This is a genomic window from Ruegeria sp. BE1 (genome assembly GCF_056538885.1).
In genome coordinates this window covers 72773-96109 of sequence record NZ_JBQFTY010000006.1, presented here as the reverse complement: position 1 = coordinate 96109, position 23337 = coordinate 72773, and the positions used below count along the sequence as shown (strand labels likewise).

Here is a 23337-nt window from a genome sequence, read left to right as displayed (position 1 = left end):
TATTTCTCAATGACCAATATCTCAACGGTTAGGTCATGCGATTCTGCATCGCGGCAATAGTTTGATTAAGGGAGGCCAAAATGGCTCTGGACACCGAAAGCGGCATTGCGTCCTACGAGGCACCGGAAAAAGACCTCTATGAAATGGGCGAAATCCCTCCGATGGGATTTGTGCCAAAGAAAATGTACGCGTGGGCGATTCGCCGGGAGCGTCACGGCGAGCCTGACACAGCCATGCAGTTGGAAGTGGTTGACGTGCCTAAGCTGGACAGCCACGAAGTGCTGGTTCTGGTGATGGCGGCGGGTGTGAATTATAATGGCGTCTGGGCGTCACTGGGCAAACCGATCAGCCCGTTTGACGGTCATGGTCAGCCTTTCCATATCGCGGGATCTGATGCCTCGGGCATCGTTTGGGCCGTTGGCGAAAAGGTCAAACGCTGGAAAGTGGGGGACGAGGTTGTCATCCACTGCAACCAGGACGACGGTGACGACGAGGCCTGCAACGGCGGCGACCCGATGTATTCCGACAGTCAGCGGATTTGGGGTTATGAGACGCCGGACGGGTCTTTTGCGCAGTTCACCAATGTTCAGGCGCAGCAGCTTATGCCGCGCCCCAAACATCTGACCTGGGAAGAAAGCGCCTGCTATACGCTGACGCTGGCCACTGCGTATCGGATGCTGTTCGGGCACGAGCCGCATGACCTGAAACCCGGTCAGAACGTTCTGGTCTGGGGTGCGTCGGGCGGTCTTGGTTCGTATGCGATCCAGTTGATCAATACGGCCGGTGCAAATGCAATCGGTGTGATCTCGGACGAAAGCAAGCGGGACTTTGTCATGGGGCTGGGCGCCAAGGGCGTGCTGAACCGCAAGGACTTCAATTGCTGGGGCCAATTGCCCACGGTGAATACACCCGAATATGCCGAGTGGTTCAAAGAGGCCCGCAAATTCGGCAAGGCGATCTGGGACATCACCGGCAAAGGCGTGAATGTCGACATGGTGTTTGAGCACCCGGGCGAAAGCACCTTCCCGGTGTCGACCTTCGTGGTGAAAAAAGGCGGTATGGTTGTGATCTGCGCCGGCACCACCGGCTATAACCTGACCTTCGATGTGCGCTATATGTGGATGCACCAGAAGCGCCTGCAGGGATCACACTTTGCGCACCTGAAACAGGCATCGGCCGCAAACCAGCTGATGGTCGAGCGCAGGTTGGACCCCTGCATGTCCGAGGTGTTCACATGGCAGGACCTGCCCGAAGCGCATATGAAAATGATGCGCAATGAGCATAAACCGGGCAACATGTCTGTTCTGGTTCAGGCGCCGCGCACCGGAATGCGGACTCTGGAAGAGGTTCTAGACGCCCGCGGTTGAGCGGTATGAAAAAAACATTAACAACGCCTGCGAATCGAGGAATCGGTTCGTGGGCGTTTTCTGTTTTGAGTAAAGTGTTTTAATTGTAACGACTTACATAAAGATCACTCCCTTTTTTTGGGGAGTAGAAACCAGTGAATAGCCCAAAAAACCTTACACATGTTATGGTTGTGTTAACCCTTCGTTAACCGTTTCGGGGAGAGGCTGATGGCGCAAAATGATTGGATACTGGACGTGTTGTCGGACCTCAACGCCTTTGCTGTTGAGAACGGTTTGACCGCGCTTGCGGAGCAGCTGGATGACACCAAGCTGATCGCTGCCGCCGAGATTGCGTCCAAAAAGACCGAGGTACGGACGCCGGCGGATGGGAATAAAACTGGATATGGGCCAAGTCCTCGAGGACTTGGAAAACACCAGCACGCTTGAAGAGCTTAGCAATGTCGCCATCCGCCTGCGGGATAGGCTGAAGGTCGAGCATCTGATCTATCACTGGGTTGATGGTGCCGGGGATCAGTACGGGTATACAACCTATCCCGACGCCTGGGCGGAACGCTATATCGAAAAGAATTACCACCGCATTGACCCGGTTATTCTGGGATGCTTTCAGCGGTTTCATCCGGTTGATTGGAAATCCCTGGATTGGTCCAGCAAAGTGGCCAAGGCTTTTTTGCAGGACGCGCAGAGCCATGGGGTCGGAAACCAGGGCTATTCGATTCCGATCCGTGGACCCAATGGGCAGTTTGCCCTCTTCACCGTGAACCATTCATGCGACGATGAAACATGGTATCGGTTCATCGAACGCCACGGGCGTGAGTTGATCCTCATTGCCCATTACTTCAATCGCAAAGCGTTGGAGTTTGAACGAGACCGGCAACCCGACGCCCCCCGCAACCTGTCGCCGCGTGAGGTGGACGCGATGACCTTGCTGGCCTTGGGCTATAGCCGCGCGCAGGTCGCCCATTCGCTGTCAATCTCCGAGCATACATTGCGGGTCTATATCGAAAGCGCCCGTGCCAAGCTTGGGGCGCAGAACACCACCCATGCCATCGCCACGGCGCTTAGCCGGGGATTAATAGTGGTTTAACGGGCGCACGCTCTCAGAACCGGAAATTAACCATGACTTTGTACCCCCTTCGTTCCTGCACAGGACGACAAGGGGAAAAAAGTCATGTTGCGTTATTTATATGCTGATGAACTGCATAGATTTCCGAATCTGGCCAAGGGCATGTTCCTTGACCGCGCCGATCAGTTCAAAACCCGGTTGGGTTGGGACGTGTACGTCAATGAAGATGGGGAAGAGCGGGATAAATACGACGATCTGAACCCGCTTTATGTCATCTGGGAAGAAGAGGATGGCAGCCATGGCGGCTCGATGCGGGTCTTGCCGACCACGGGCCCGGTGATGGTGAACGAAGTGTTTGGCCATCTGACGGGCGGTGAGCCGATTTGCAGCCCGCTGATCTGGGAGGTGACGCGGTTCTGCCTGTCCCGCACAGCCAGCCCGCATACGGCGGGGGCCATCATGCTCAGCGGGGGTGAGATGATGGAGGGGTTCGGTCTGACCCATATTGCGGGCGTATTTGATGCGCGCATGATTCGGATCTATCGCCTGATCGGGTCTTCGCCTGTGGTGCTGGGCACGCAGGGGCAAGGTCGCGACCAGATTTCGGTGGGTCTGTGGCCCTATTCCGCAGATGACTGCAACCGTGTGGCCGAACGCGCTGGCATCCAGCGCGAGCTGTCCCGGCTGTGGTTCAAGACCGCGTTTGGCACCGGCAGGCAGCATCGGTTTGCCCTGTCGGCGTAAGCGGTCGAAAAGCCAAAACCCTCTCTGGTGATAGCTGGCGCGGCCCTGTAGGGTCGCGCCATGACGACGCCTCCCGTAACCTTTTCCGAAGACCAGGCTGCCGCCTACGACAGCATCGCCGAGATGCTGCGCTCGGCCGGTGTTGATCTGGACGATGATGCCCTTTTGAAACTGCCGGGCGCTGGGAAATCCGGCGTTATGGCGGTGATTGGCAAGGCGGGGTCCGGCAAAACCCTTTTGCTGGCCGAGCTTTACAAGGCGTTGGCCGAAACCGGGGTGCAAATCGTTTCGGGCGATTTCGAAAGCCGCAAGGCCAAGGAAAAGCGCAGCCTTGCCATTCTGGCCCCCACGAACAAGGCCGCCAGCGTGTTGCGCCTGCGCGGTGTTCCGGCAACGACAATCCACCGCATCCTCTACACTCCGGTCTATGACCCGGAATATGAACGCATTGCCGAGTGGCTGGCGGGCAATGACGAACGACCCGAGATCGAAGGGCTGACCGACGAGGCCCTGGATCGGGCGGCGGCGTTTTATGCGAACAACAAGTCCATTCCGGGCGCATTGGCCGCCGCCGGACTGAGGGGGTCGGACTTCATTACCGGCTGGAAACGCCGGGATGAGCCCTTGGACATTGGGTTCGTGGACGAAGCCTCGATGCTGGACGACCGGCAGTTCGAGGACCTGCAAGAGATTTTCCCGACCCTTCTGCTGTTTGGCGACCCGGCGCAGTTGGCCCCTGTCAATCAGTCGGGCAGCATGGTGTTCGAGGCGTTGCCCGAGCCGCGCAAACAGATCCTGCACCGGGTGCACCGGCAGGATGCGGACAATCCGATTCTGGACCTTGCCCATGCGCTGGCCGACCCGCAGATGGGGTTCGAGGATTTCGAACGTCTGATCGAACAAACCGCCCGTCAGGACGACCGCGTGGTCTGGGGCCAAAGGGTTGAGGTTGACCTGATGGCCCGCAGTCCGGTTCTGGTCTGGCGCAATGCCACGCGCATCCGGCTGATCCAGGCCTTCCGCCATGTGCACGGCGCGCCGGATACCGAACTGCTTGAGGGTGAGCCGCTGATCTGCGACGGGATCGAGCTGCCGCTGAAGCACCGCAAGAAACGGCTGGACCTTGAGGCGCGCGGGCTGATCAAAGGCGCGCAGGTGATCTATCTGGGGCCGGGGCGCAAGCCGGGGTTTTCGCGCCTGCACGTCATGGGCGCCGAAGACCCGCAGGTCAGCGCCGCCTCGATCGTCAAGATCGAGAAACCGGACGAAGAAGAACCCTTCATCCCCTATGCGGCGCGGATGGGGGCAACGTTCCTGCACGGTGCAGCGGTGACCATTCACAAGGCGCAAGGGTCCCAATGGGACACCGTGCAGGTCTTTGCCCCCGACATCTACGCCGCTGCCCGCATGGGCCGGACCGAGGCTGGGCAGCCACTGTGGAAACGGCTGGCCTATGTGGCCATCACCCGCGCGCAAGAGCGGCTGATCTGGGTGGTGCGCAACCGACTGGCCAAGCCCACCCACCCTCTGCGCGTCGATGACCTGCGCGCTGTCCCCGCCGCATCGCTGACCCTGGAGGCCGAAGAAATATGACAACGATCATCGTAACCGGGGCAAGCTCGGGCATTGGCAAGGCCACGGCGGAACTGTTTCTGGCCGAGGGCTGGACGGTGGGCCTGTTGGCCCGCAGCGCCGACAAGCTGCAGCAAATGGCCGAGGGGCACGAAAAAGCGATCCCGCTGGTTGCGGATGTGACTGACCCTCAGGCGGTTCAGGCGGCGTTCGCGGCGTTTCAGGACAAGACCGGGCGGCTGGATGTGCTGTTCAACAACGCTGGTATTTTCGCGCCCGGCGGCACCATTGACGAAATCACGCTTGAGGACTGGTATCAAAGCGTCAACGTGAACCTGAATGGCATGTTCCTAAGCGCGCGTGAGGCGTTTCGGATCATGCGCCACCAATCCCCGCAGGGCGGGCGCATCATCAACAATGGCTCAATCGCTGCGCATGTACCTCGTCCAAAATCGGCGCATTACTCGGCCACGAAACATGCGATTACCGGCCTGACCCGCAGCCTGTCTCTGGATGGGCGTGAGTTTGGGATTGCCTGCGGTCAGATCGACATCGGGAATGCGCGCACGCCCATGGTGCAGGAGCTGGTCGAAAACACCATCGCCGCTGGGCAAACGCCCGACCCGACCATGGCGGTTGAGGACGCCGCGCGCTCGGTGTTGCATATGGCGACATTGCCGCCCGAGGCCAATGTGCAGTTCATGACCGTGATGGCCACGACGATGCCCTATATTGGTCGGGGCTAAGGGTTAGTTTTCGCGCAGCAACCGGAAGGCAGTCGACGCGCCCCAACCAGCCGCAATTGCGATGACCAATGACATCAGGCCGTACCAGACAGGTTGCTGGCGGGACATGTTGTAGAGGAACCGTTCCAACCCAACCTTGCGCACGTCGATGGTGGTTTCGAACTGGGAAACAACCTCGCGCCCGCGGGTCAGGTAGATACGCGCCACGTAGTCGCCCTCGGTCAGGTCTGCGGGCATGTCGATGGATGTTCTGAACAGGGTCTGTTCGTCCACCGCAACAGTGTTTTCACGGATGGAATACAGGCCCTCAGCCTCTCGGATACGGACAACGGCATCCGCGAAGTCCTGCGCGCCCTTGATGTGCATTGCTGCCCCGACCGACCGGATCGCGCGTTCGATGGACACCCGGTAGCGCAGGTCTTCGGTGTCTGACAGGATTTCGGTCAAAGGGGCGCTGGTGGCAACGGCGTAAAAGCTGGGGGCAAGGTCTACCAAGACGCTGTCGGTGTTGACCCAAATGCCCAGCCTACGTGCCTTGCGCCGCACGGTGACAGGGCCAGAGGGGCCTGCAACGGCCACGATCACCTCAAGCGGAGGTCCCGATGGGATCGGGGTTTCCCGTTTGACGGCTCCAAAAATCAGAATCTCGGACCCGTCAAATGTGGCCGTAATCGCCACGCGGTCCTGACTGAGGCCAAGTACCACGGTTTCTTCCTGGGCCAGCGCTGGCGTGACGCAGAAGACAAGCAGCAGGAGCAGGCGCTTTAGCATCATCAGTGCCCCCCTGCGGTGCCAAGCGAGTACAGCTCGGACGGTTCCAGCAGCAGGTCCAGCGCCAGTTTCCCGCACACGACCAGAACCAGGGCCGCCAGCAGGACACGCAGCTGTTCGGCTGGCATCCGCGCGCCGATTACCGTTCCGATCTGCGCACCCACAACGCCACCGACCAGCAGCAGAACAGCCAGAACGATGTCGACCGTATAGTTCGTGGTGGCGTGCAGCATGGTGGTGAAGGCGGTCACGAAGATGATCTGAAACAGCGAGGTTCCGACAACAACCTTGGTCGGCATGCCCAGCAGATAGATCATTGCCGGCACCATGATAAAGCCGCCGCCAACCCCCATGATCGCGGACAGAACGCCGACGCACAGCCCCACCATGATCGGCGGAATGACCGAGATATAGAGGCCCGATGTGCGAAACCGCATTTTGAAGGGCAGCGCATGAATCCAACCGCGCTGACGGCGTTTCGCCGGTGCGCCGCCGCCTTTTTTGGCCTTACGCAGGGCGCGCAGGCTTTCGACAAACATCAGGCTGCCGACCACGCCAAGGAAGACGACGTAACACAGCGTGACCAGCAGATCGACCTGACCCAGGCTTTTGAGGTAGTTGAATACCACCACACCCAGAGCCGCCCCCGTTAAGCCCCCGACCAACAGGACCGTCCCCATTTTCAGGTCCACGGTCTTTCGTCGGAAATGCGCCAGCACACCGGAAAAGGATGAGGCAACGATCTGGTTCGCTTCGGTGGCAACGGCAACCGCAGGGGGGATGCCGATGAAAAACAGCAGCGGCGTCATCAGGAACCCGCCGCCCACACCGAACATGCCGGACAGGATACCGACCATCCCGCCTAACCCCAAAAGCAAAAAGGCGTTGACGGAGACTTCGGCGATAGGAAGGTAAATCTGCATTTTGAATTACCGGGTACGGTCAGGCGTGCCAATCGGATTGGTGTGGGCTGACAAATACCATTGGGGTGAGGTCTTTATGCAGCGAACAGGCCGCATGGCGAATACCGGACAAGGGATTGCCCGATTTGGCTGAAAAAACCGCGCTTTGAGTAAGGCGCGCGTATGCGTTTCCCAAACCCGGGTGAAAGCGGATGCAATCACGGCTATTTCTGGAAACACACTCATACCTCTTTAGAGCGGTTGCCGCATGCAAAATCAACACTGCATGCGGCACTGCGGCGAACTGGACCGACACGCGGTCAAAACTGGACCGGTCAGCGTTCCTTTACATAGGGTTCCCCACCGGCGCGTGGCGGGGTGGCCTTGCCCACGAATCCGGCCAGAATGACCACTGTCAGGATATAGGGCAGGGCGTCCATCACCTGGACCGGGATCACCACGCCGCCCAGATCGATGTTCTGGAATCGCAACGCAACCGCTTGCAGCAGCCCAAACAGCAGACAGGCCCACATCGCATGCCATGGCCGCCATTTTGCAAAGATCAGCGCCGCCAGCGCGATAAACCCGCGCCCGGCGGTCATTTCTTTGACGAAACCGGCTTGCAGCGCGGTGGCCAGATAGGCCCCGGCGATCCCGCATAGGACGCCACAAATGGCAACAGCGGCAAAGCGCAGGCCCACGACAGACACACCTGCCGTATCCACGGCAGCCGGGTTTTCACCAACCGCGCGCAGGCGCAGGCCGAACCTTGTGCGATACAGAACCCACCATGTCAGCGGCACCATCAGAAAGGCCGCGTAGACCAGTATGGAATGGCCTGACAGAAGCTCAGCATAGATCGGGCCGATGATCGGCACCCCGCTGATGGCATCGGCAAATGGGAAATCGATCGGTTCAAACCGGGCTCCGCCAAACAGCGACGGCGTTCGGCCCCCTTGCTGAAACCAGCTCTGCGCGATCAGAACGGTCAGGCCCGAGGCCAGAAAGTTGATGGCGACGCCGGAAATCAGCTGATTGCCCCGAAAGGTGATCGAGGCCACGCCGTGTAGCGCCGACAGCACCAGAGAAGCGCCAATGCCCGCAAGCAGGCCCAGCCAAACCGATCCGGTCACGGCGGCGATTGCGGCCGAGAAGAAGGCAGCCATCAGCATTTTGCCTTCCAACCCGATGTCGAAGATCCCGGCCCGTTCCGAATAAAGCCCCGCAAGACAGGCCAGCAACAAAGGCACCGCCAGCCGTACTGTGGAATCGAGAACCTGAATGAGAGTGACGTAAAGTTCCATCATTGTGCTCCCTTCCGAACACTCAGGAACAGTTTCTCAAGCGGCATGCGGACCATGTTGTCCAGCGCACCGGTGAACAGGATCACAAGGGCCTGAATGACCACGATCAGCTCACGCGGGATCGACGTCCAAAGGGCCAGTTCGGCCCCGCCCTGATAGAGGAAGCCGAACAAAAGCGCCGCCAGGAACACGCCAAAAGGATGCGACCGACCCATTAAGGCCACGGCGATGCCGATGAACCCGGCGCCCTCGGTTGCGTTCAGGACCAGCCGCTCGGCCTCACCCATCACGTTGTTGATTGCCATCATCCCGGCCAGCGCGCCCGAGATCAGCATGGCGATGATGGTGATGCGGACGGGCGAAATCCCCGCATAAACCGCCCCGGTTTCGGAATGCCCATAGGCGCGGATTTCATAGCCCAGCCGCGTGCGCCAGATCAGCGCCCAGACGACCACACAGGCCAGAATGGCAACGAAGAATGAGATATTCGCAGGCGCGCCCCGGAACATCACGTTTTCCGCGGTCGAGAACATCGACTGGAAGGTCGGCAGGTGAACCGCATCGGGGAACCGCGCGGTGGCGGGGTCTTGCGACCCCTGCGGGCGCATCACATTGACCAGCATGTAGTTCAGGAAGGCCGCCGCGATAAAGTTGAACATGATCGTGGTGATCACGATATGGCTGCCGCGCTTGGCCTGAAGATAGGCCGGGATCGCAGCCCAGGCCGCCCCGAACAGGGCCGAGCCCACACAAGCGGCCAGCAGGGCGACGCTCCAATGCGGCCAGGGAAGGTAAAGACAGACAAAGGCGACGCCCAGCCCGCCCAACATGGCCTGACCTTCACCGCCAATGTTGAACAGGCGGGCATGAAAGGCCACGGCCACGGCCAGTCCGGTGAACATGAAATTGGTTGCGTAATACAGCGTATAGCCCCAGCCATAGGTCGACCCAAGCGCGCCCGTGACCATGGTCTTGAGGGCGTCCCACGGGTTTTCACCAATGGCGAGGATCACCAGCGCCGAGAGAATTGCGGCCAGGATCAGACTGATCAGCGGGATCAGAACGACATCGGCCCATTTGGGCATTTTATCCATGCTTCACGCGGCCTTTCCCGCAACACCGGCCATCAGCAGGCCCAGCTCTTTTTCATCTGTCTCATGGGGCAGGCGCTCGCCCATGATATGTCCGTCAAACATCACCGCGATCCGGTCGGAGAGTGAGAAGATCTCTTCCAGCTCGACCGAGACCAGCAGGATCGCCTTGCCCTGATCGCGCAGGGCGACGATCTGTTTGTGAATGAACTCGATCGCGCCAATGTCCACGCCGCGGGTCGGCTGGCCGACCAGCAGCAGATCGGGGTTCCGCTCAATCTCGCGCGCGACGACGATCTTTTGCTGATTGCCACCCGAAAAGCTTTTGGCCGACAGCCAGCCATTGGGCGGGCGCACATCGAACTTTTCAATCTTGCGCTCGGTATCGGCGCGCAGGGCGGCGTTGTTCATGAAGAGGCCGCGCTTGTAGGCCGGATCGCGGTGATAGCCAAAGGCCACGTTCTCCCACGCGTGGAAGTCCATGATCAGACCCTCGCGCTGACGGTCTTCGGGCACATGGGCGATGCCGCGCGCGCGCCGGGCCTGACCGTCTGATCCGGCACCAGACAGCGCAAGTGGCGTGCCGTTCAGGCGAATCTCGCCCTGACCGGGGCGCATCCCGCCCAGCACCTCAAGCAATTCCGACTGCCCGTTGCCCGCAACACCGGCAATGCCAACAATCTCACCGGCGCGGACAGTCAGATCGATGCCTTTGACACGTTCAACACCGGCTGAATCGAAGACCCGCAGGTTTTCCACCTCAAGCACGGGCTGCCCCGGTTTTGCGGGCACCTTGTCGACCTGTAGCAGCACCTTGCGGCCCACCATCAACTCGGCCAGCTCCTGTGGGTTGGTCTCGGCCGTTTTCACGGTGGCCGTCATCTCACCACGGCGCATGACCGAGACGGTGTCGGTGTTTTCCATGATCTCGCGCAGTTTATGCGTGATCACGATGATGGTTTTCCCTTCGGACCGCAGCCGGTCGAGGATGCGGAACAGCTGATCCGCCTCGGCGGGGGTCAGCACGCCGGTGGGTTCGTCCAAAATCAGAATCTCGGCCTTGCGATACAGCGCCTTCAGGATTTCCACCCGCTGCTGCATGCCTACGCCGATCTCGTCGATGCGCTTGTCGGGGTCGACGAACAGCTCGTATTCCTCTTCCAGCGCCTTCAGTTCTTTTCGGGCCTTGGCCAGCGACGGGGCCAGCAGGCCACCGTCTTCGGCACCAAGCACGATATTTTCCAGAACGGTGAAATTCTCAACCAGTTTGAAATGCTGGAACACCATGCCGATGCCCGCCGCAATCGCGGCCTGGCTGTCTGGGATCTCGGTCTTTTTCCCGTTGATCCAGATCTCGCCCTTATCGGCCTTGTAGAAACCGTAGAGGATGCTCATCAGCGTGGATTTGCCCGCACCGTTTTCGCCAATGATCCCGTGGATCGTTCCGGGGGCGACGCTGATGGAGATGTCTTTGTTGGCCTGAACCGGCCCAAAGGCTTTGGAAATGCCCTTAAGCTCAATGGCGGGGACGGTCATGTCTTGTCCTTGGGTTGCCGAAAGGGCCGCGCAGCTCGCGGCAGAGTGGAGACAGGGCGGAGGTTAAACCCCCGCCCCGCGTAAGATCAGAACTGCAGTGCCGGGCAGCTGTCGTTCTCATAGTAGCTGGTCACCGAGACGTTGCCGTCGATGATGTCCTGACGGGCCTTGTCAACGGCGGCTTTCATGTCGTCCGACACCAGCGACGCGTTGTTTTCGTCCATCGCATAGCCAACGCCATCTTCGGACAGGCCCATGGTGAAGACGCCGGTTTCAACATTGTCACCCGCTTTCATGGCTTCGTACACAGCCACGTCCACGCGTTTCAGCATCGAGGTCAGAACCTTGCCCGGGTGCAGGTGGTTCTGGTTGCTGTCCACGCCGATCGACAGGATGCCCTCGTCAGCAGCGGTTTGCAGAACGCCAACACCGGTGCCGCCTGCGGCTGCATAGATCACGTCAGCGCCCTGGCTGATCTGCGCCTTGGTCAGTTCCGAGCCCTTCACCGGATCGTTCCACGCCGCCGGGGTGGTGCCGGTCATGTTGGCAACAACCTCAATATCGGGGTTCACGGCTTTGGCGCCTTGCGCATAGCCACAGCCAAAGTGGCGGATCAGCGGAACATCCATTCCGCCGATAAAGCCCACGGTGCCCGACTCGGACGCCATGGCGGCCATCATGCCCACCAGATACGAGCCTTCGTGCTCAGCAAAACCAACCTGACGGATGTTCGGCGCGTCCAGCCACGTGACGTCGACCACGACAAAAGTTGTATCGGGATAGTCAGGCGCAACAGCGGACAGCGGATCGGCCATGCCGAAACCCATGGTGATGACGGGGTTCAGACCGGCCTCGGCAAAGCGGCGCAGGGCCTGCTCACGCTGGGCTTCGGACTGCATCTCGATCTCACGATAGGTGCCGCCGGTTTCTTCGGCCCAGCGAGACGCGCCGTTATGGGCTGCTTCGTTGAACGATTTGTCAAACTTGCCACCCAGGTCAAAGATCAGGGCCGGTTCGGCCATGGCTGCACCTGCGGTCAGAGCGACGGCGGCGGCAGCGCCCATCAAGGATTTCATCAGGGTCATTTGTTACTCCCGTTGGTTATTGTCGGTCGGGGCCAAGATAGCCCCGATTACCCACTGTGAGCGAGCATATCCGTTGTGATGGCGGGAATTAAGGCCGTTTGCAACCGGTGCGGTCAACTGATTTTTGACCAATTGGTCGAAAAAACTTTAGTGGGATGGCTAAGCCAGCCCGCATTCCATGACAATGGCGTCTATTTTCTGATTGTTTTCGCGTAGATAGTAGCTTTTGCGACGCCCGCAGGGGCTGTATCCACACTGTTCGTACAGGCCGATGGCGGGCTGATTGTCGGCTGCAACATCCAAAAACGCGCGGGTTGCGCCTAATATTCGCGCCTGTGCATGCCAGTTTTGCATGCAGCGCAACGCCAGACCTTGCCGTTGATGATCGGGATGGGTGGCGATTGTCAGCAATTCCGCCTCATCCGCGATGACCTGAAACAGGGCAAAAGAATCAGCCGTTCCGACGAAATGTGTGAATCGATTCTCTAGCAGATCGGCGAATTCCTGTGCCGTCCATGGGCGCGATTGGGTAAAGGCTGCCGCGTGCGTTTGGGCCAGGTCCTCGGGGCTCATCCGTCCAGCAACACAGGCGGCAGGTCTTTGGGCGGGGCCGCATCCGCCGGACGCACATAGAGAGGGGCCGGGGCGGTGGTCACGGTCTGCCAATTGCGCGCGGCAACGCGGGCGATGGCCCTGACCTGAACTTCGGAGTCGTCGTTCAGCAGCAAATTCCCCAGCGTTTCCGCCTGATCCAGCGCCATCAGCATTGGACCCTGACCGGGCTGCGCCACATAGACCTGATCACGCGGGGCGCGGATTGCAGGCAGGCCCGCGCCGGTCTCGGCCAGCGCGTCAAAGCCGGATACGCCCACGGCCGGAATACCAAGCCCAAGGGCCAGTCCGCGGGCAGCTGAGACCGAGATGCGGATGCCGGTGAAATTTCCCGGCCCGATGCCCACGCCGATTGCTGTCAGGTCGCGCCATGTGCAGTCGCCCTCGGCCAGCACCTCTTCGAGCAAGGGCATCAACCGTTCGGCTTGCCCACGTGTCATGGATTCGCTGCGTGACACCACAATCGTGTCACCCCGCAACAAAGCGGCCGCGCAATGCGCGGCCGATGTGTCAAACGCCAGAATCAGCGGGTCAGACGGCAACGGGGCGGACCTCGGTCACTTCGGGAATGTAGTGGCGCAGCAGGTTCTCGATCCCCATTTTCAGCGTCAGCGAGGATGAAGGGCACCCGGCACAAGCGCCTTGCATGTGCAGGTAGACAACGCCGCGATCAAACCCGTGGAACGTGATGTCACCGCCATCCTGGGCCACTGCCGGGCGCACGCGCGTGTCCAGCAGATCCTTGATCTGGTCCACGATTTCAGCATTTTCGCCTGTATGTTCAGCATGGCCGGACGCTGCGCTTGCCTCATCTGCCATGATCGGCTGGCCGGACTGGTAATGTTCCATAACTGCGCCAAGGATCGCCGGTTTGATGTGATCCCACTGAACGTCATCCGATTTGGTCACAGTGACAAAGTCATTGCCAAAGAACACTCCCGTGACGCCATTCACCCCGAAAATCCGCTTTGCCAGAGGTGACTTCTCACCAGCTTCGGCTGATGGAAAATCCGCTGTGCCTGCGGCCAGCACGGTTTGGCCGGGCAGGAATTTCAGCGTTGCAGGGTTCGGCGTGGATTCAGTCTGGATGAACATGGCGCGGCTCCGTTTGGGTTGTCTCTGATATGCGGGTCCGGGCCGGGGAAGTCAAGATTTGGAACGGTTCTAAATTTCAGCGGCCAGTTGCACAGCTGCGTCCAACCGGTCATCGCCCCAGAACAGTTCATCCCCCACCACAAAGCTGGGCGCACCGAACAGACCCTTTTCTTGCGCGGTCTTCGTCTGGTCAATCAACGCGGTTTTGATCGCGGGGTCCTGCGTCCGGTCCAGTGTTTCGGGCGGCAATCCGACCTGTTCCAGACATTTCGTCAGGGTCGCATCGTCGGAAATAGTCAGGCCATGCGCGAATTCGGCGGAATAGACCGCCCGGACAAACGCCGCTTTGCGCACTGGATCATCAATTGCCAACACCAGCCGCGCCGCTTTCAGGCCGTTTTGCGGAAAAGGATCAGGCCGGACAAAGGCCAGGCCGCGTTGCGCGCACAAACGTTCCATATCCCGCCACATATAGCGCCCTTTGGCGGGGTAGAGGTTGAACGGAGAGTTGTCCCACCCCTGCGCTGCAAAGATCGGCCCCAGCAAAAAGGGATGCCATTCGACTGTTACCCCGCGACCTTTCGCCAGTTCCTCGATCCGCATCGCGCTGAGATAGGAATAGGTCGAGGCGAATTCGAACCAGAACTGGATGCTGCGCGGCATGGGCGGCCCCTAGGTGATCTCTTCCAGCTTTTCCTTGCTCAGATCGCCGGGAACGATGGTGATCGGGATCGGCAGGCTGCCCGAGTTCTTGGTCAACTGCGTCACCAGCGGACCGGGGCCTTTCTTTTCAACACCAGCCCCAAGGACCAGCACGCCGATCTCAGGATCGGATTGCACGTGCTCGATGATCTGTGGCACAGGGTCGCCTTCGCGAATGGCCAGCTCCGGATCGACGCCCTGTTTGTCGCGCATCCATTTGGCGAAAACCTCGTAATGGGCATGGATACGTTCGCGGGCTTCTTCGCGCATCACTTCGGCCACGCCGATCCAATGGTTGAACTCATCCGGCGGGATGACCGACAAGATCGTCACACCGCCCCCAGTATGGGCGGCGCGCATGGCAGCAAAGCGCATCGCGTTCAGGCATTCGCGGCTGTCATCCAATACGACCAGGAACTTACGCATGGGTGTCCTCATTCATTTCGGGCGATCATGCCTGACCTGACGGGGACTGGCAACAGATGCCTAACCCGCGCTGGCAGCCCAATCCCAATACAACTCGCGCGCGCGGCGGGCGATGGGACCGACCTGATATTGCGTATCCTCCAGCGCAGTGACCGGGGTGATCTTGCTCATGTTGCCGGTCATGAACACCTCATCGGCCTTGTGGAAATCATCAAAGCTGAGGATGGCTTCGTGTACGGTCAAGCCGTCGGCACGCAGGTTTTCGATATGGCGCGCGCGGGTGATTCCAGCCAGAAACGTACCGTTTGGGGTGGGCGTGAAAACCTCTCCATCCCGGACCATAAAGATGTTGGCCGTCGCCGTTTCGGCCACATGGCCCAACGCATCCGCCACCAACGCGTTCGAGAACCCTTTGGAGCGCACCTCTTGCAGCATCCGGGCATTGTTGGGGTAAAGGCACCCGGCCTTGGCGTTCACGACCGCCGATTCCAGAACCGGACGGCGGAACCGCGTATATCCCAAGGTGGCCGAGGCGCTTTCGGGCGCCATCGGGATTTCCTCAAGGCAGATGGCAAAGCCGGTGCTGTTTTCCAAAGGTACGATGGCGGTCGCGTCGCCATCGATACCCCAATACATCGGGCGAATATAAACGGCGGCATCGCGGGAAAAGCTTTGCAGACCTTCGCGAACGATCTCGACCATCTGTTCGGTCGTCACGAAAGGGGTTAGCATCAGCGCCTCGGCAGATCGGTTTACGCGGGCGCAATGGGCCTCAAGATCGGGGGCCAGCCCGTCAAAATACCGCGCACCGTCAAACACCGATGATCCCAGCCACGCGCCATGATCAGCCGCGCGCATGATGGGGGCGTCCCCGTCATGCCACTGACCTTCGAAATAGGTGCGGATGTTTTTGCCGACTGCCATGACGCCCTCCCAAGCTTTGCGGCAAACCTAGGAAGACGTTGCGGCAACGTCCAGAGCAATCAGCCCTGTTTCGCGCCAACCATGCCCGCGATTTCGTAGGTCTGCTGCAGGATCGGGGCGGCGACGGCGCGGGCTTTTTCGGCACCTTTGGCCAAAATCCGGTCAATCTCGGCCTCTTCGCCCATCAGGCGGGCCATCTCGGACGAGATCGGGCCAAGTTTTGACACCGCCAGTTCCGCCAGCATCGGCTTGAACTCACCAAACTGTTTGCCGCCGACCTCGGCCAGAACCTGTGCGGCGGTCTGATCGCTGAGGGCTGCGTAGATGTTCACCAGATTGCGGGCCTCGGGGCGCTCGGACAGGCCATCCACCTCAGAGGGCAGGGCATCCGGGTCGGTCTTGGCCTTGCGGATTTTCTTGGCGATTGTGTCGGCGTCATCGGTCATGTTGATCCGGGTCATGTCCGACGGGTCCGAGGACGACATCTTGCGCGACCCATCCCGCAGGTTCATCACGCGCGGCGCGGGGCCGCCGATCACGGGCTCGGTCACGGGAAAGAAATCAACGCCATAGTCGTGGTTGAACTTGATCGCGATGTCGCGGGTCAGTTCCAGATGCTGTTTCTGATCTTCGCCCACCGGCACATGGGTCGCGTGATAGATCAGGATATCCGCTGCCATCAGTGCCGGATAGGCAAACAGACCCAGCGAGGCGTTCTGCGCATTCTTGCCCGCCTTGTCCTTGAACTGCGTCATCCGCTGCATCCAGCCCATGCGGGCGATACAGTTGAAAATCCACGCCAGTTGCGTGTGCTCGGGCACCTGGCTTTGGTTGAACAGGATCGATTTTTCCGGGTCCAGTCCGGCGGCGATGAAACCTGCGCAGACCTCGCGTGTTTTTTCACGCAGACGGGCCGGGTCCTGCCAGACGGTGATGGCGTGCAGATCGACCATGCAATAGATGGTCTCATAGTCTTCGCCCTGCATATCCACGAACCGCTTGAGCGCCCCCAGATAATTGCCAAGGTGCAGGTTCCCCGACGGCTGGATGCCGGAAAACACGCGCGGTGTGAACTGGGTCTCGGTCATCGAAGGGAACTCCCGTCTGGAAAAATCAGCCCCCGTCGCTTACCCATGAGGCCAAGGGACGTCAACAGCCGCGAAAGGCCAGCCCAATGAGCAGTGAGCATTATACACCCGCCGTGAACCCCCTGCCGCCCGTGGTGGTGGCGCTGGTTCTGTTTATCATGGGGATCGAACTGGCCTTTACGCTGGGCAGCCGCGGCCTGATCGGAGGGCCCGGTGCCGTCGGCTGGCGGCTGGATGCGCTGCAGAGCTATTCGTTTTCCCCCGATATTTTCGACTGGATGATGGAAAACGGGCGCTGGTCGTTTGAACATCTGATCCGATTTGTGACCTACCCGTTCGTCTCGGGCAGCTTTACGCAGGCCGTCTTTGTATGCGTTTTCCTGCTGGCCATGGGCAAAATGGTGGCCGAAGTCTTTGGTGGATTCCAGATGTTGGTCATTTTTGTGCTGTCCGGCGTCGGTGGTGCATTGGCCTATGCCCTGCTGCTGGACCCGCGCTATCCGCTCGTTGGCGGTTTCCCTCCGGTCTATGGTCTGATCGGGGCGTTCACTTGGCTGCTGTGGCGCAAGCTGTCCTTGGTGGGAGAAAACCAATCGCGGGCCTTTGGGCTGATTGCGGCACTTATGGGCATCCAACTGGTCTTTGGCCTGCTGTTCGGCGGTACGTCTGACTGGATTGCCGATCTGGGCGGGTTCGCGACCGGGTTTGGGCTGTCTTTCTTTCTGGCTCCGGGCGGTTGGGCGCGGATCGTGCGGCGCATTCGCCGAGACTGATCAGGACCGACGTAGGGCCTTTTTGAACTCTGACAGTTCAAACGCGCGCAACAGGTGGCCCAGACCGAAATACGAGACCGCGGCCACCATGATCAGAATAAGCAGTGCCAGATAGCGCCAGCCGGGCAGGCCCAGCGTCCAGCCGAACAGCTGAAGGGCGGCAAAAAGGACCACTCCCATCCCAAGCGACGCGGCCACAATCCGCCACACCCGGCGTTTGAACCGGGCGTCGAACTGCGCCTCTTCGCCCATGTGGCGCGCGCCAAAAGCCAAAAGCGCGACCATGGCCCACCCGGCAGTCGAGGCCGCAATCGCGGGTGCAATCCAACCCACCAGCGGGTACAGACCAAAGGCCAGCACCGCATTCACGATCATGGCGACCACAGCATAGTGGAACGGGGTCCGCGTATTCTCACGCGCGAAATACAGCGGTTGAAGCAGCTTTTGCAGCATGAAGGCGGGCAGGCCGATGCCATAGATCGCCACGGCCAGCGCCGTGGCCGTTGTGTCCTGCGGCGTGAACTGCCCGCGTTCGAACAGGACCGATACGATGGGGCCGGGCATGACAATGAAGGCGACGGTCGAGGGCAGCGTCAGCAGCAACGTGAACTCTCCGGCCCGGGAATAAGCGTTGCGCGCGCCATCTTTGTCCCCGGCCCGCAGACGGCGCGACAGGTCGGGCAGCAACACGATGCCCACCGCAATGCCCACCACGCCCAAAGGCAATTGATACAGACGATCCGCCGCAAACAGCCAGCTGACCGCCTTTTCCGTTTGCGAGGCGACCAACTGACCCACCACCAGATTGACCTGAGTGACCCCCATGGCGAGCGCTGCGGGAACGGCGATGCGTACCATGTGTCGCATCTCGGGGCTGAGCTTTGGCAGGCCGGGGCGGATGCGAATACCTGCACGCTCGGTCGCGACCCAGACCAGCGCCAGTTGCGCAACTCCGGCCACGGGGATAACGGCGATCAGCCAGCGAATGACCTCACCCCCCGATATGGCGCCGGCGATCAGGGCGGTGCAGGCAAAGATGTTCAACAGAACGGGCGCTGCAGCTGCCGCGGCAAAGCGGCCCGTAGCATTCAGGACACCCGAAAACAGTGCTGCCAGCGACATGAACAGGATATAGGGAAAGACCACATAGCCGTAATCCACCGCCAGATCGAACCGTTCGTCGCCATAAAACCCCTGCGCGGTGAACCAAATGAGCGCAGGCATGAACACCATCGCCAGACCGACCAAAGTCAGCACGGCGGCGGCCAACAGGTTGAACGCATCCTGCGCGAAACCTTCGGCGTTCTCGTCGCCTTCCAACCGTTTGGAAAACATCGGGACGAAGGCCGCGTTGAACGCGCCCTCGGCAAAGAACCGGCGGAACATATTGGGCAGGCGGAAAGCCGCGACAAAGGCATCCATCACCGGGCCCGGACCGATATAGGCTGTCAGCAGAATCTCTCGCAAAAAGCCCAGTACGCGGCTGGCCAGCGTCCAGAACCCGACCGTGAACAGGCCTGAAAACAGCCGGATCTGCTTCATGATTCCGCGCGCTCGGCGCCCTCGGTGATGGCTTTGCGCAGCTTGGCCTCAAGCCCGCGCTGCTTGCTCTCCGAATGGTATTTCAGCCCGAACATGTCCTTGACGTAGAAGGTGTCGACCACCTGTTCGCCATAGGTCGCGATGACGGCGTTGGCGATATAGACATTGGCTGCCGCCAGCGTCCGCGTCAGGTCATAAAGCAGACCGGGGCGGTCGCGGGTGTCAACCTCGATGATCGTGTAAATCTCGGACCCGTCATTGTCGAAGGTGACATGAGTGGGCACGTTAAAGGCGCGCTCGCGTTTCTTGATCTTGTCACGCGATTTCAGCGCGTCGCGGGCCACGACCTCACCCTTGAGCGTTTTGTGGATCATCTGCGTCAGACGCGGCAGGCGGCTGGATTCAAAGGGATGGCCGTCGGCGTCCTGAATCCAGAACGCATCGGTGACGTAGCCGTCCTTGGTCGTATAGCTGCGTGCATCCACCACGTTGGCCCCCACTAGTGCCAGCGCCCCGGCGATACGTGCGAAAATGCCGGGGTGGTCGCCCATGGCGAAGCAGGCACGGGTGGCGTCGCGGTCTTCGTCAGGTTGCAGGCGGATTTCCACCTCACCCGGATCGCCGTTTTGTTCCAGCGCCCGCAGCATGTCGGCAAATTCTACATGGGTCGACAGGTTCAGACCCTGCCAATAGGGCGGGTAATGCCGGCCGGTTTCGACCTTGAGGTCCGACTTGGACCAATCCGCCAGCGCCGCGCGCAGGGCTTTCTTGGCCTCGGTCCCGCGGTTGGCGCGGTTGAGGTCCTCCATCCCTGTCTCAAGCGCCCGCTTGGTTTCCGCATGCAGCGCCCGCAGCAGGGTTGCTTTCCAGTTGTTCCAGGTGTTCGGCCCCACCCCGCGAATGTCGCAGACGGTCAGCACGGTCAGCAAATCCAGCCGCTTGACCGTTTTCACCGCCTTGGCAAAGTCGCGCACGGTGCGCGGGTCAGAGATGTCCCGTTTTTGCGCCATGTCTGACATCAGCAGGTGATAGCGCACCAGCCATTCGACGGTTTCCGCATCCGTCTTGTTCAGACCCAGCCGGGGGGCGATTTTGCGGGCCATCTGCGCCCCCAGGATCGAGTGATCCTCGGGCCGTCCCTTGGCGATGTCATGGATCAGCAGGGCGACATACAGAACCTTGCGGTTGACGCCCTCTTTCAGGATCGATGAGGCCAGGGGCAGGGATTCCACCAGCTCTCCGCATTCGATCTGGTTGAGGTTGACGATGCACTGGATGGTATGCTCGTCCACCGTATAGCTGTGATACATGTTGAACTGCATCATCGCCACGATGTGTTCAAATTCCGGCAAAAAGGCTGACAGAACGCCCAGTTCGTTCATCCGACGCAGGGCCCGTTCGGGGTTGCCGTGTTTCAGCATCAGATCCAGGAATATGCGCTGCGCTTCCTTGTTCTCGCGCATATCGTCATCGATCAGGTGCAGGTTGGCGCTGACCAGCCGCATTGCGTCCGGGTGGATCAGCATACCCGTTCGCAGCCCCTCTTCGAACAGGCGCAAGAGGTTCAGCTTGTCGGTCAGAAATGCATCCGGGTCAGCTACGTCCAGACGGCCATGGACCACCGTATAACCTGCCTTGACCCGCGGGCGGCGGCGAAAGATGCGCTCCAGCAGGGGCGCGCCCTTCATATGGGTCGCCTCCAGCTTGGTCAGGAAAATCCGCGTCAGTTCCCCCACGCGGGTGGCCTCGCGGAAATAGCGCTGCATGAACACTTCGACCGCGCGACGACCGGCGCGGTCTTCGTACCCCATGCGGGCGGCGACCTCGACCTGCATGTCGAATGTCAGCTGTTCCGTGGCCCGCCCGGTGACCAGATGCAGGTGCGATCGGACGGCCCACAGGAAATCCTCGGCCTGCACAAAGGTGTTGAACTCGTCACGTGTAAACAGGCCCAGCGGCACCAGCTCGGCCACGTCCTGCACGCCATAGATATACTTGGCGATCCAGTAGAGCGATTGCAGATCGCGCAGCCCGCCCTTGCCCTCTTTCACATTGGGTTCAACCATATAGCGCTGGCCCTGCTTCAGGTGGCGTTCGTCGCGCTCCTGTAGCTTGGCCTCGATGAATTGCCGCTCGCTGCCCTTGAACAGATCGGATTTCAGGCGGGTGTCCAGCTCGGCCCCAAGGGCCTGATCCCCGGCCAGATAGCGCAGTTCCAACATGGAGGTGCGGATGGTGAAATCTTCGGCACCGAGCCGCAGACAGTCTTTGATCGTGCGCGAGGAATGCCCAACCTTCAGCCGCAAATCCCACAGGATATAGAGCATGGATTCAATCACGCTCTCGGCCCAGGCGGTGATCTTGTAAGGCGTCAGAAACAGAAGATCCACATCCGAGGATGGAGCCATCTCGCCCCGCCCATAGCCGCCAACCGCCATCACGGCGATCTTTTCGCCTTGGGTCGGAGTGGCCAGCGGGTGCAGGTATTCGCTGGCGACTTTCATGGCCGTGCAGACCAATCCATCGGTCAGATAGGTGTAGGAATGTGTCAGTGGACGTGCCGCAAAGGGGCGCTGGGCAAACGCGTCGGCGATGGCCTGACGCCCGGCTTTCTGGGCCGCACGCAGAATGCGCACGGTCTCATTCCGCCGCGCGCCATTGTCGGACGTGGTTTCAAATGCCTCTGACAGTTGGGCCAACACAGCCGCGCTGTCAAAGATGTCATCGACGGGGCAAATCAGCTCACCCTTAGGGGTCAGCGTCAGCGCCGCTTGATCAGAAACCGGCGCCTGAGAAGCTTTGTGGGGCAGGGTCAATCACAATTACCTGTTTATTCTGGATCGTGGCGACAGCCAGACCGCGTTCATTCGTACCGTTCGGACGCAGGCGGAAGATGCCGCCAACGCCCTGGAAACCGGCGTTTTGCGTCAGCGCCGAAGCGGTCAGCGCATTGGATTTTCCCTGGCTGACCAGTGCACCGATTGCAGCGATTCCATCATAGGCCAGCCCGCTGATCGGGTGTGGTGCCTCACCATAGGTGTTGTTGTAGCGCTGGCGATAGGCCTGCGCCTTGGACGGGTCGGGCAGCGCAAACCAGCCGCCCTGCACGCCTGGCAGTTCCAGCGTTTGCGGCGGAATATCCCAGCGGGTCAGACCGATAAATTGTGTGGTCGCGGGCGAAATACCTGCCTCGGGCAGAAGCTGGCTGAACAGCGGCAATGCACCCGCTGTGGTGGCTGTCATGAACAGCGAGTCTGCTCCTGATGCATCGACCGCTGCCTTGACGGATGGGACCGAGTTGATGACGCCCTGCTGCGAGCGGTCGTAGCCAACCGCGCCAGCATTATTCACGCGGCTGCTGCTGAGAGCCGTGGAAATAGCGGCCTGCCCCAACTGGCCCGCCGCATCATTGCTGTGCAGGATGACCATGTTGTTCTTGCCCTGCGATCCGGCAAAGCCGACCAGCCGATTGGCGGTGTTGTCAAAGGTCGGGCCCAGTACGAACACATTGCCGCCCGCGATGCTGGTGTTGTTTGAGAAGGACAGGACGTTGACGTTGTTGTTCAGCACGGCCAGCCCGGCAGAGTTTGCCGCCTGCGCGTAAACCGGACCGAGAATGATCTTGGCCCCATCGGCCACAGCCCGCTGCGCCACCTCGGCAGCTGTGTTCGAACTGCCGCGGGTGTCGTAGACCCGCAGATCGATCGTCACGTTCTGCAGGTCAGCCATGGCCAGACGTGCCGCGTTTTCCAGACTACGCGCGAGGGCTGCGTCGCCTGATTGACCCGATCCGGCGGGCACCAGCAGGGCGACGGGAACAGGGTCGGACGTGTTGATCGACGGGCCACCGCCAATGGTGCCAACCTCACACGCGGCAAGGAAAGCTGCGGTGGCCAAAATGGCGGCGGTACGTGCCAGCTTGCGAACGGGCTTGCAAACGGTAAACATCTGAATGAAAACTCCCTGTCCCAACGGCTTGTGATACCGCCAATCT

At 60.3% G+C, this 23337-nt stretch carries 23 protein-coding genes; 7 read left to right on the top strand and 16 right to left on the bottom strand.

The window, feature by feature from the left end:
- The first annotated feature begins 80 nt into the window (after nucleotides 1-80).
- From ccrA to ACR0J5_RS16835, 6 genes are all read left to right on the top strand, one after another.
- The gene (gene ccrA / locus ACR0J5_RS16860; RefSeq protein ID WP_480655412.1) at nucleotides 81-1367 is read left to right on the top strand and encodes a crotonyl-CoA carboxylase/reductase; all 1287 of its coding nucleotides are present in this window, start codon (nucleotides 81-83) and stop codon (nucleotides 1365-1367) included.
- Between the two features lie 207 nt (nucleotides 1368-1574).
- Nucleotides 1575-1793 carry a hypothetical protein gene (locus tag ACR0J5_RS16855; RefSeq protein WP_480655410.1) on the top strand — a complete coding sequence of 73 codons (219 nt, stop codon included), beginning with the start codon at nucleotides 1575-1577 and terminating at the stop codon, nucleotides 1791-1793.
- Entirely contained in the window at nucleotides 1732-2451 is a 720-nt protein-coding gene (locus ACR0J5_RS16850; protein ID WP_480655409.1) for a helix-turn-helix transcriptional regulator, read from the top strand. Before ACR0J5_RS16855 ends, ACR0J5_RS16850 begins: the two co-directional genes overlap by 62 nt.
- 84 nt (nucleotides 2452-2535) lie before the next feature.
- Nucleotides 2536-3174, top strand: coding sequence for an acyl-homoserine-lactone synthase (locus ACR0J5_RS16845; protein ID WP_480655408.1), 639 nt, complete (start codon nucleotides 2536-2538; stop codon nucleotides 3172-3174).
- A 60-nt stretch (nucleotides 3175-3234) separates the two neighbouring features.
- A complete protein-coding gene (locus ACR0J5_RS16840) occupies nucleotides 3235-4767 on the top strand; it encodes an ATP-dependent DNA helicase (RefSeq protein ID WP_480655406.1) in 1533 nt (510 codons plus the stop codon).
- Nucleotides 4764-5492 carry an SDR family oxidoreductase gene (locus tag ACR0J5_RS16835; protein ID WP_480655404.1) on the top strand — a complete coding sequence of 243 codons (729 nt, stop codon included), beginning with the start codon at nucleotides 4764-4766 and terminating at the stop codon, nucleotides 5490-5492. Before ACR0J5_RS16840 ends, ACR0J5_RS16835 begins: the two co-directional genes overlap by 4 nt.
- 3 nt (nucleotides 5493-5495) lie before the next feature.
- Here ACR0J5_RS16835 and ACR0J5_RS16830 read toward each other — a convergent pair whose 3' ends face one another.
- The 13 genes from ACR0J5_RS16830 to trpS all read right to left on the bottom strand — a co-directional run bounded on the left by ACR0J5_RS16830 (nucleotide 5496) and on the right by trpS (nucleotide 17028).
- Complete coding sequence (locus tag ACR0J5_RS16830) at nucleotides 5496-6263, bottom strand: TIGR02186 family protein (protein WP_480655723.1); 768 nt, start codon at nucleotides 6261-6263, stop codon at nucleotides 5496-5498.
- A gap of 2 nt (nucleotides 6264-6265) precedes the next feature.
- On the bottom strand, nucleotides 6266-7186 hold the full coding sequence (locus ACR0J5_RS16825) for a sulfite exporter TauE/SafE family protein (RefSeq protein ID WP_480655402.1): 921 nt from the start codon (nucleotides 7184-7186) through the stop codon (nucleotides 6266-6268).
- Between the two features lie 314 nt (nucleotides 7187-7500).
- Entirely contained in the window at nucleotides 7501-8469 is a 969-nt protein-coding gene (locus ACR0J5_RS16820) for an ABC transporter permease (RefSeq protein WP_480655721.1), read from the bottom strand.
- Complete coding sequence (locus ACR0J5_RS16815) at nucleotides 8469-9563, bottom strand: ABC transporter permease (protein WP_480655400.1); 1095 nt, start codon at nucleotides 9561-9563, stop codon at nucleotides 8469-8471. The genes ACR0J5_RS16820 and ACR0J5_RS16815 overlap by 1 nt, the downstream gene beginning before the upstream one ends.
- A gap of 3 nt (nucleotides 9564-9566) precedes the next feature.
- The gene (locus tag ACR0J5_RS16810; protein ID WP_480655398.1) at nucleotides 9567-11096 is read right to left on the bottom strand and encodes an ABC transporter ATP-binding protein; all 1530 of its coding nucleotides are present in this window, start codon (nucleotides 11094-11096) and stop codon (nucleotides 9567-9569) included.
- A gap of 86 nt (nucleotides 11097-11182) precedes the next feature.
- Complete coding sequence (locus ACR0J5_RS16805; RefSeq protein ID WP_480655396.1) at nucleotides 11183-12181, bottom strand: BMP family lipoprotein; 999 nt, start codon at nucleotides 12179-12181, stop codon at nucleotides 11183-11185.
- Between the two features lie 159 nt (nucleotides 12182-12340).
- Nucleotides 12341-12754, bottom strand: a complete 414-nt coding sequence (locus ACR0J5_RS16800) for a GNAT family N-acetyltransferase (protein ID WP_480655394.1) — start codon at nucleotides 12752-12754, stop codon at nucleotides 12341-12343.
- A complete protein-coding gene (gene tsaB, locus ACR0J5_RS16795; protein WP_480655392.1) occupies nucleotides 12751-13335 on the bottom strand; it encodes a tRNA (adenosine(37)-N6)-threonylcarbamoyltransferase complex dimerization subunit type 1 TsaB in 585 nt (194 codons plus the stop codon). The genes ACR0J5_RS16800 and tsaB overlap by 4 nt, the downstream gene beginning before the upstream one ends.
- Nucleotides 13325-13888 carry a NifU family protein gene (locus tag ACR0J5_RS16790; RefSeq protein ID WP_480655390.1) on the bottom strand — a complete coding sequence of 188 codons (564 nt, stop codon included), beginning with the start codon at nucleotides 13886-13888 and terminating at the stop codon, nucleotides 13325-13327. Before ACR0J5_RS16790 ends, tsaB begins: the two co-directional genes overlap by 11 nt.
- 69 nt (nucleotides 13889-13957) lie before the next feature.
- Nucleotides 13958-14551, bottom strand: a complete 594-nt coding sequence (locus ACR0J5_RS16785) for a DsbA family protein (protein ID WP_480655388.1) — start codon at nucleotides 14549-14551, stop codon at nucleotides 13958-13960.
- 9 nt (nucleotides 14552-14560) lie between these two features.
- Nucleotides 14561-15016 carry a universal stress protein gene (locus tag ACR0J5_RS16780; RefSeq protein ID WP_209195306.1) on the bottom strand — a complete coding sequence of 152 codons (456 nt, stop codon included), beginning with the start codon at nucleotides 15014-15016 and terminating at the stop codon, nucleotides 14561-14563.
- Between the two features lie 60 nt (nucleotides 15017-15076).
- Nucleotides 15077-15940: a branched-chain amino acid aminotransferase gene (locus ACR0J5_RS16775; protein WP_480655386.1), complete on the bottom strand. Its 864-nt coding sequence runs from the start codon at nucleotides 15938-15940 to the stop codon at nucleotides 15077-15079.
- Nucleotides 15941-15999: 59 nt separating this feature from the next.
- The gene (trpS, locus tag ACR0J5_RS16770; protein ID WP_480655385.1) at nucleotides 16000-17028 is read right to left on the bottom strand and encodes a tryptophan--tRNA ligase; all 1029 of its coding nucleotides are present in this window, start codon (nucleotides 17026-17028) and stop codon (nucleotides 16000-16002) included.
- An 86-nt stretch (nucleotides 17029-17114) separates the two neighbouring features.
- On the opposite strand from trpS, the gene ACR0J5_RS16765 reads away from it, so the two are divergent.
- Nucleotides 17115-17801 (top strand): rhomboid family intramembrane serine protease, encoded by a 687-nt coding sequence (locus ACR0J5_RS16765; RefSeq protein WP_480655383.1) that lies wholly within the window; start codon nucleotides 17115-17117, stop codon nucleotides 17799-17801.
- On the opposite strand, the gene murJ is transcribed toward ACR0J5_RS16765, so the two are convergent.
- From murJ to ACR0J5_RS16750, 3 genes are read right to left on the bottom strand one after another with little or no spacing between them, the layout of a single operon-like run.
- Nucleotides 17802-19343, bottom strand: a complete 1542-nt coding sequence (gene murJ, locus ACR0J5_RS16760; protein WP_480655381.1) for a murein biosynthesis integral membrane protein MurJ — start codon at nucleotides 19341-19343, stop codon at nucleotides 17802-17804.
- Entirely contained in the window at nucleotides 19340-22159 is a 2820-nt protein-coding gene (locus tag ACR0J5_RS16755; protein WP_480655379.1) for a [protein-PII] uridylyltransferase, read from the bottom strand. The genes murJ and ACR0J5_RS16755 overlap by 4 nt, the downstream gene beginning before the upstream one ends.
- Nucleotides 22119-23291 (bottom strand): penicillin-binding protein activator, encoded by a 1173-nt coding sequence (locus ACR0J5_RS16750; protein WP_480655377.1) that lies wholly within the window; start codon nucleotides 23289-23291, stop codon nucleotides 22119-22121. Before ACR0J5_RS16750 ends, ACR0J5_RS16755 begins: the two co-directional genes overlap by 41 nt.
- Nucleotides 23292-23337: the final 46 nt, after the last annotated feature.

What these genes read in the sequence shown, in the direction of transcription:
- ccrA (WP_480655412.1), top strand. Translation starts at nt 81, where the DNA reads ATGGCTCTGGACACCGAAAGCGGCATTGCGTCCTACGAGGCACCGGAA.
- ACR0J5_RS16855 (WP_480655410.1), top strand. Translation starts at nt 1,575, where the DNA reads ATGGCGCAAAATGATTGGATACTGGACGTGTTGTCGGACCTCAACGCC.
- ACR0J5_RS16850 (WP_480655409.1), top strand. Translation starts at nt 1,732, where the DNA reads ATGGGAATAAAACTGGATATGGGCCAAGTCCTCGAGGACTTGGAAAAC.
- ACR0J5_RS16845 (WP_480655408.1), top strand. Translation starts at nt 2,536, where the DNA reads ATGTTGCGTTATTTATATGCTGATGAACTGCATAGATTTCCGAATCTG.
- ACR0J5_RS16840 (WP_480655406.1), top strand. Translation starts at nt 3,235, where the DNA reads ATGACGACGCCTCCCGTAACCTTTTCCGAAGACCAGGCTGCCGCCTAC.
- ACR0J5_RS16835 (WP_480655404.1), top strand. Translation starts at nt 4,764, where the DNA reads ATGACAACGATCATCGTAACCGGGGCAAGCTCGGGCATTGGCAAGGCC.
- ACR0J5_RS16830 (WP_480655723.1), bottom strand. Translation starts at nt 6,263, where the DNA reads ATGCTAAAGCGCCTGCTCCTGCTGCTTGTCTTCTGCGTCACGCCAGCG.
- ACR0J5_RS16825 (WP_480655402.1), bottom strand. Translation starts at nt 7,186, where the DNA reads ATGCAGATTTACCTTCCTATCGCCGAAGTCTCCGTCAACGCCTTTTTG.
- ACR0J5_RS16820 (WP_480655721.1), bottom strand. Translation starts at nt 8,469, where the DNA reads ATGGAACTTTACGTCACTCTCATTCAGGTTCTCGATTCCACAGTACGG.
- ACR0J5_RS16815 (WP_480655400.1), bottom strand. Translation starts at nt 9,563, where the DNA reads ATGGATAAAATGCCCAAATGGGCCGATGTCGTTCTGATCCCGCTGATC.
- ACR0J5_RS16810 (WP_480655398.1), bottom strand. Translation starts at nt 11,096, where the DNA reads ATGACCGTCCCCGCCATTGAGCTTAAGGGCATTTCCAAAGCCTTTGGG.
- ACR0J5_RS16805 (WP_480655396.1), bottom strand. Translation starts at nt 12,181, where the DNA reads ATGACCCTGATGAAATCCTTGATGGGCGCTGCCGCCGCCGTCGCTCTG.
- ACR0J5_RS16800 (WP_480655394.1), bottom strand. Translation starts at nt 12,754, where the DNA reads ATGAGCCCCGAGGACCTGGCCCAAACGCACGCGGCAGCCTTTACCCAA.
- ACR0J5_RS16790 (WP_480655390.1), bottom strand. Translation starts at nt 13,888, where the DNA reads ATGTTCATCCAGACTGAATCCACGCCGAACCCTGCAACGCTGAAATTC.
- ACR0J5_RS16785 (WP_480655388.1), bottom strand. Translation starts at nt 14,551, where the DNA reads ATGCCGCGCAGCATCCAGTTCTGGTTCGAATTCGCCTCGACCTATTCC.
- ACR0J5_RS16780 (WP_209195306.1), bottom strand. Translation starts at nt 15,016, where the DNA reads ATGCGTAAGTTCCTGGTCGTATTGGATGACAGCCGCGAATGCCTGAAC.
- ACR0J5_RS16775 (WP_480655386.1), bottom strand. Translation starts at nt 15,940, where the DNA reads ATGGCAGTCGGCAAAAACATCCGCACCTATTTCGAAGGTCAGTGGCAT.
- trpS (WP_480655385.1), bottom strand. Translation starts at nt 17,028, where the DNA reads ATGACCGAGACCCAGTTCACACCGCGCGTGTTTTCCGGCATCCAGCCG.
- ACR0J5_RS16765 (WP_480655383.1), top strand. Translation starts at nt 17,115, where the DNA reads ATGAGCAGTGAGCATTATACACCCGCCGTGAACCCCCTGCCGCCCGTG.
- murJ (WP_480655381.1), bottom strand. Translation starts at nt 19,343, where the DNA reads ATGAAGCAGATCCGGCTGTTTTCAGGCCTGTTCACGGTCGGGTTCTGG.
- ACR0J5_RS16750 (WP_480655377.1), bottom strand. Translation starts at nt 23,291, where the DNA reads ATGTTTACCGTTTGCAAGCCCGTTCGCAAGCTGGCACGTACCGCCGCC.